We start from the raw sequence: 6,885 nt of genomic DNA, 5'->3' as shown, positions 1-6,885 counted from the left end.
TACGGCATTGACACTGCCATGTAAGATAATGGTTTGGGTATAAAAAAAAGCTGTTTTACCACTTTGCCAACAGTAGAGAATGACTGCTGCGGTTACCAGCCCATTGGTCAAGATAAAAAAGGCGCTTAATTGATCTACTAGTAATGTGACACCGAAATTATCCAGCAGCTTTAGGCTTAATGGCGATTTTGTGAGAAATAGCTGTGTCCCATATTCCACCGAAACCATGGCAACCCCTAGGGCGAGGTATCGGTCAAGTTTGGGGATCAGATAAATGCTGAATCCCACAAATAGCGGTAGGGCAATCCAGGGAATCGTAATGGTACTCATGGCGTGTTATTCTTCTCGATCTGGTTGCTTTCCAGGGTAGGATTGTCCCGTGCCAGTTTCATAACACCCACTAGCATCAAGGCTTGAATGGAAAAGCCGATCACAATCGCTGTCAAGATCACTGCCTGGGGCACCGGATCTGCGTAAGCCCTATTTTCGACGTTTGAAAGAATCGGTGTGAATAAACCATCTCGGGATGCAACCAACACGTAATAGGCAATCACCCCCGTGCTCATGATATCCATAGAGATGATTTTCATAACCAGGTTCTTTTTAAGGATGATGCCGAAAAATCCGCACAATATTGTGGCAAATATGAATGCTTCTAACACGGGAATTGCCTATTGGGTAAGGGTTGGTGGTAATTATCTTTATACAATGATACTGTCGAACAGTGCTATAAAATATATAGCACGTTTTAATAGTGCTAGGAACTATTGACACTATTGATAAGTTCCAAGGTACACCATAGACTCATCCCACACCAAGGTTTTGCTTTGAGCTTGGGATTGGGAAAAACACGGGCAATAGCAAATGACAGAATCCACTCATGGCAAATCAATGGTTAACCTCAGCCCTGAGGATGTCAGCGATACAATTGGGGGCTTGCCAACTACTGAAGGTGTGCCGCCGAAGGATGTCTACACTTGGGAGCGGGATGCATTAGCCGTGAATCTTTTGGATTTATCAGTACCATTTGAATTGGTTGGGCGGCAAGCACAATTCCAGCGCATCACTCATGTTTTAGCCCGTGATGGCAACGTGCTGATTGTGGGAGTGCCCGGAAGCGGACGGCGGACTTTGGTAAGGCGCGCGGCACGGGAAGTTGGAGTTAAAATCCTAGAGGTTGACTGCATCCGGGTTACCGATGGTCAGCGCTTCGTGCAACTGCTGTGGGAGAGCATAAACCAGACCTTTCCAATGGCAACAGTTCAAGCTCTAATGGCAGATTGGATTGAAGGTCAGGCAGCGGAATTATTTGTCCTGAAGGATGAAGGCATTGGCACAGAGGGACTTAAACCGGTTCGGATCCAGAGCAAAGAGCTGCAACGGAAAGCATTTGAAGTATTACTCGATCTCCTGCAAAGGTTAGCTGAATCTGAGGGGGAACGGGTAGTGTTGATTTTGGAAAGCTTCCCCCACATCCGCTCTTGGGATCGTCATGGGGTGTGGGAAGAATTTTTGCGGAAACAGATCGAGGGTCAGACTCAGGTAAGTTATGTGCTAGTGGCAACAATCGCAGAAACCAGCATTTATCCCCATGAACCAGGGAATAATTTGGAAATTGTGCAGCTGGCTCCTTTAGCTAATGATGTCGTTGCGGCTTGGGTCACTGAAGTTTTGCATACCCAACGGCTGACCTTCGATCCGCGATCGCAAGCACTGGAAATTTTTGTCAATGCGGTGCAAGGACACTTCGGTGATGCTTCGGCACTGGTGCGACGTCTCAAGTCGGTACGAGTTTCTGATGGACTAATTCGTGATGGCCATGTTCAGCAGGCCATCCAAGAACTGCTAGCGGACTTATCCATGGTCTTCGAGTCATTACTGATGCTGCTTCCAGCTAATCAAGCCCATCTTTTAGAATCCCTGGCCCTAGACCCTACCGACAAGCCACAAAGTCGAGATTACATTCAAAAGCATTACCTATCAAGAGGGGGTTCTCTCCAAGGAGCGATCGCTGGGTTGCAGCACAAAGGTTTAATTTATGGCTCTGAGCAAGGCTACCGACTCGCTTTACCTCTGTTTGCTTTGTGGCTTTGCCAGCGCCTGAGTTGATATAGCTTTTGTATCTGGGTTGTGAACATACTTGCGCAAGGTAAGAGGCAAGAGGCAAGAGGCAAGAGGCAATAGGCAATAGGCAAGAGGGGAAAAAGATCCTAAATTTTATTGTCCAATAAAAAAAGACCATACAGGTTTACATCGCTATCTCAAGCTCAACAGATGCGTTCGCGTAGTGTGGCCTACGGCCAATCGCATTTGGATTCTGTGTTATGCCTACTACTTTTTTGCTACACTCTGGGTATTATCTATCATGCCCAATAGAAAAAGCTTTATCCTTTTTGACTTGCCTGAGCTAATACACGCACACTTCAAGCCATGAACTTCCTAGATCCAATCACCCTCAAAATCTTCTTGGTCGCCCTAACTCAGCTAGAGGATTCACTCTCACCGGAACTTCAGGGTGAGTTAAAGACCCTTGCAAAGGAGTTTCCCTCCCGTGTTTCCAATCTTCATGTCTTGGGTAAGGGTTTGGCTCCTTTGGAACAGGCTGACAAGGTTGCAAATCCTGCTAGTATTCAAGATAATTCTGAATTCGAGGCAGCAATGGCAGCTTTCGCGATAACTCGCAAAAACTATCGCAATGCCTTTCGGGAATTAGCTCATTGAAAGAGCCTCGCTGGGTGCCAGAGCAAGCAGTAATAGATATCCATGACGAGTTAATCCAAGAGCATGGCGGATGTTTTGGATTAAGAGACCCGAATTTACTTTCAAGTAGTTTAGCTAGACCTAAAAATTTATTTGCCTATATTGATAGTGCTAGTCTGTTTGATCTCGCAGCAGCCTACGCTTTTAGTTTGGCAAAAAATCATCCTTTCGTCGATGGTAACAAGCGAATTGCTCTTGCTGTCATCGACGTTTTTTTACGTCTAAACGGATATGAGTTAGTGGCGGCAGAAGAAGAAGCCGTGACCAAGATTAAGGATTTAGTAGAAGGAATCGAAAATCAAGAGTCTATAGCTACTTGGATTGCAGCCAACTCCCAGGAATTGTAATATAGCAAAGGGAACAGGGAGTAGGGAGTAGGGAGTAGGGAACAGGGAACAAAAATTATCACAATTCCTACACGGATTGCTATAATCACAATATTTTTTGGATAAATGTTGAATTTTTAACAAAAAAATGCATTTAAAAAAACTTGATTTATATTGATATAATATCGCGTCAACATCCAACTAATTTTTAAATCAAAACTATCCCAAATTTCCTCCGCACAGGTGGCATCGCCTCAGCACGGGCAAATGCCTGTTTGATTATCTGTGAAGCTTTCTCTATAATTTACTCGTAACTGATATTTCCGTAATTACAGCGTTTTTCATAACTATTAGGTGCCCTTGACCCATTAAGAATTAAATTCGCTCAAAGCGCCTATCGGCAAAGCCGACGCGGGGCGCGTTCGGGTCGCAGAGGTACACAGAATTTTTTCCCTATTCCCTATTACCTATTCCCTATTACCTATTCCCTATTATCTATTCCCTATTCCCTATTACCTATTCCCTATTATCTATTCCCTATTATCTATTACCCAGCAATCTTTACCTGACCCAATTGAAAACTGCTGTACTAAGTTGCAGTTGGTAATAAACGATAAATAGTGAAAATAAAATGTGTTAAATCTTGTTAAATCTTGTTAAATCAATGTGACAGTTAGACATTTTTTTGCCAGGAACGAAAAACAAAAAAAATGTTAATTCTTGGAGGGAATAGCATTATTAACGATATTGTCAATAGTGGTTTGGGCGAATAACTGAAAAGGTTACGCAAAAGGTTATGCATCTACTACGAGACAAGCTTCAATTCGTTAACACCATTGCCCATGAAGGCAAAGTTGTGGTTATTGCCACCGATACAGACGGCAAGATTTGGTACACCATCAAGCAGGATGGCTTTGAAGACTCCTACCTCAACACTCCCGCAGACCAAAGGACAGGCTGGGAAGAATTCCAAGAACTGGAATTCCCGAATGAAACTCAGGATGACCAGTCGGTAATTGATAAAGAAGCGGCAGAACTAACCCATCAAGGCGATCAGAGCAAATTTATTCTGCGTACGCGCTACAGAACCAAGAATGAATCAGCAGCTTTTCCGGTACAGTTAGTTTCGGCAACAGGTCACCTCTATGTTTTTCGTCAATCTAAGGCGGATTCTACCGAAACGACTCCCAATACCTTATTGGTAGACCGTTTTGTCCTCGATGGCATGACCAATCAACTGGTACGGAAGTTGGATGTGCGGTTTAAGCGATCGCGTCAGAAGTATCAACCCATCGCCAGTATGAAGAAAAATGCTAACGGTGGACTCTCGAATATTGATTCTTTAGATTTTCGCGATGCTGATGGCAAGCCTTTCTATGAGCCGACCACGGAACTCACTCTGATTGAGAACCTTCACCAAGGTGGGTTTTCAGTAGTGCTGTTACCGACCAATGAACATGATAATTACCGTTGGCACATTTTTGCCTACAACTCTCAAACTCAGAAGGTAGAATTAACCTCCATTCGTGCTTCAGCAGAGGGATTGTTTGATGTCAAAGACTACACGGTTTTAGAACCCCGACCCGAAGCTAAGAATGCTTTAATCCCTCGTTCTATTCCGGGTATTATTAAGCGCAAGCTGGATCTCAATGGTGTTGAAGTCGCTAATGGCTTGTCAGCGACTAAATACGATATCCAGAAAGAGCAGCAAACCAAAGATGGAATGCAACTGCTCAAGGATTCCACCAAGGTCATGGTCGCAATTCCCACAAAACAGGGCAATGTGGCAACCTTGAGTTTTGCTGTAGCAGCAGATGGTACCTTGGCACAGATTGATGAAAATCCCGACAATACTGAGATTCTACGCAGTCAGAGTCGGAACCTACTTTTACCCTTAAATACCCTAGATGAAATTAAAGCGATTGGGGATTCGACACCACCACCCCAAGCGAAGATCACGGGTATAGAAAGAGGGGATGAAGATAGAGTTCAGATTGTTTCTTCCCCATCATCAGGTTTAAAAACCGGGGATACGGTCAAAATTGCCAACACCCAAAGTTACAACGGTCATTATCAAGTTATCAGTATCGATGGTGATACCTTTGAAATTGCTGCCGAGTGGGTCAACAGTGAAATTGGCAGTTGGGAAGTCGTGCCGAAAACAGAGACGGGTTTAGTCTTTGATGGCATGATTACTGAGGTGGAAAGAGTAGCTGATGGTAAGCTACACATAACTGCTTTCAATCATGGCTTACAAGCAGGTGATGAAGTCCAAATTGTCGATACCACTGGCTATGATGGCACTTATGGGGTTACCAAAATTGATGATGAAAACTTTACGATTAATGATCTGTTCTGGAAACCGGGTGAAGCAGTCAACCTGAAACTGGAATCCCGCAAGCGGCGGGGAGTGATGTTTGATGGTGTTGATCAGTATATCAAAACTCCAGCCCTAGAGTTAACCCCTCCTTCGGAAGAATTCTCCTTTGGCTATACTTGTTCAGCGTGGGTTTATGTCTCAGCAACGGGTAGTGGTGAACAGATTATTGTTGGAGAAGAACACGAACATATTCAATTGCTGGTGAATAACGGCACTGTGGCGTTGAAAGTCAAGTGTGCTAATGGTGTTGGCCTAACCAGAGATACAACTACGATTCCAACAGGTCAATGGGTGTACTATGCAGGCATTATTTCCTCTGATGCCGCTAGTGACAAAACTATCTTAACTCTCTGTAAGAATGGTCTGCAGGTGGGAACCCCGACAGAAGTGGCATCACTATTTGATGCTCCCAACAATTGGCAGCCTGAATTTTTGATGGGGAAATCCTTGGGCGGTAAAATTGCTGATGTACAAGTTTGGGATAAGGTTCGGACGGTTAAAGAAATCAAAGATAGCATGTACCTGCAACTTACCGGACGAGAAGTTGATTTAGTCGGCTACTGGCGACTGGGGGCAATTACTGAGGATAAGGAAAGAAAAGTTGTTGATTTCTCCGTTTACGGAAACGATGGGACAGTTTATGGGGATGCCTTTGTGAGTGCGATTACTCTCAGTCGCACTTTAGGAGATGGAACCACCCAAGCTGTTAAATACAGCAATGATGATTTGGTAGCGGTGAGTGCCCGGGCTACCTATATCGAAACGTTTGAGTTTAAAACCAATCCAAATGTCAACCCGAATAATGTTGATGGTCAAAACGGCAAGTTATTTACGTTTTCCTATTGGGGGAAAAAGAGCCGCAGTGCTAAAGAACGTATCGAACAGAAACTTTTTACGATTGACACATCGGACTTTCAGTCTTTAGGCAATGACTGGTACAAGGCGACCTGTCGTTTTACTGTACCCGATGGGGTGGCAATGATGCGTAGCTTTGAACTGGGTAATGTTCAAGGTACATGGTCAACGTTGGAGATTCGTAAGCATCGGGTTCAGTTAGTATCTGATAGCATTACTGAGGTCAACTATACAGATAGCGTTAGTTTATCTACCTTGGCAGATAACTATGCTGAGTTACCCGGACAATTAAAAACATTAGAACAGAAAGAACAAGAAGAAGCGAAACTTCTTAAAGAAAAATCGGATCTCGAATATAAGCTGGCTGGGCTTGACAGGGAAGATATGAGCGCAGAACTAGCTGCACAGCAAGCAAGAGTCAACCAACTACTAACAATCAAGAACGAAGAATATAACAACTATCAGACGGAACAAAATAGTCCCTTTAACTATATCTGTAAAATCAAACTTTCAGGAGAGAGCTATAGCAGTTATCCCCGTCAATACATCCATGCTGAAGGAGGT

General features: G+C 44.0%; 5 protein-coding genes and 1 pseudogene. 4 read left to right on the top strand and 2 right to left on the bottom strand.

Annotated features, from left to right (window positions below; genetic code table 11):
- Positions 1 to 330, bottom strand: a pseudogene (locus AC4II3_RS07675) (cation:proton antiporter); the annotation flags it as partial.
- A complete protein-coding gene (locus AC4II3_RS07670; RefSeq protein ID WP_293073945.1) occupies positions 327 to 662 on the bottom strand; it encodes a cation:proton antiporter subunit C in 336 nt (111 codons plus the stop codon). The pseudogene AC4II3_RS07675 and the gene AC4II3_RS07670, both read right to left, overlap by 4 nt.
- A gap of 202 nt (positions 663 to 864) precedes the next feature.
- On the opposite strand from AC4II3_RS07670, the gene AC4II3_RS07665 reads away from it, so the two are divergent.
- The 4 genes from AC4II3_RS07665 to AC4II3_RS07650 form a co-directional block, all read left to right on the top strand.
- Positions 865 to 2,109: an ATP-binding protein gene (locus AC4II3_RS07665; protein WP_488008569.1), complete on the top strand. Its 1,245-nt coding sequence runs from the start codon at positions 865 to 867 to the stop codon at positions 2,107 to 2,109.
- A 321-nt stretch (positions 2,110 to 2,430) separates the two neighbouring features.
- Positions 2,431 to 2,721 (top strand): hypothetical protein, encoded by a 291-nt coding sequence (locus tag AC4II3_RS07660; protein WP_488008570.1) that lies wholly within the window; start codon positions 2,431 to 2,433, stop codon positions 2,719 to 2,721.
- Entirely contained in the window at positions 2,718 to 3,107 is a 390-nt protein-coding gene (locus AC4II3_RS07655; protein WP_488008572.1) for a type II toxin-antitoxin system death-on-curing family toxin, read from the top strand. Before AC4II3_RS07660 ends, AC4II3_RS07655 begins: the two co-directional genes overlap by 4 nt.
- A 775-nt stretch (positions 3,108 to 3,882) precedes the next feature.
- Positions 3,883 to 6,885 (top strand): LamG domain-containing protein (locus AC4II3_RS07650; RefSeq protein WP_490722801.1); only part of this gene is annotated, 3,003 nt, incomplete at its 3' end.

Source organism: Moorena sp. (assembly GCF_982860115.1).
The sequence above is the reverse complement of the archived record's forward strand: the minus strand, read 5'-3'. Positions and strand labels throughout refer to the sequence as shown.

Excerpts from the sequence above, each read along its gene's own strand:
- AC4II3_RS07665 (WP_488008569.1), top strand. The coding sequence starts at position 865 with ATGACAGAATCCACTCATGGCAAATCAATGGTTAACCTCAGCCCTGAG.
- AC4II3_RS07660 (WP_488008570.1), top strand. The coding sequence starts at position 2,431 with ATGAACTTCCTAGATCCAATCACCCTCAAAATCTTCTTGGTCGCCCTA.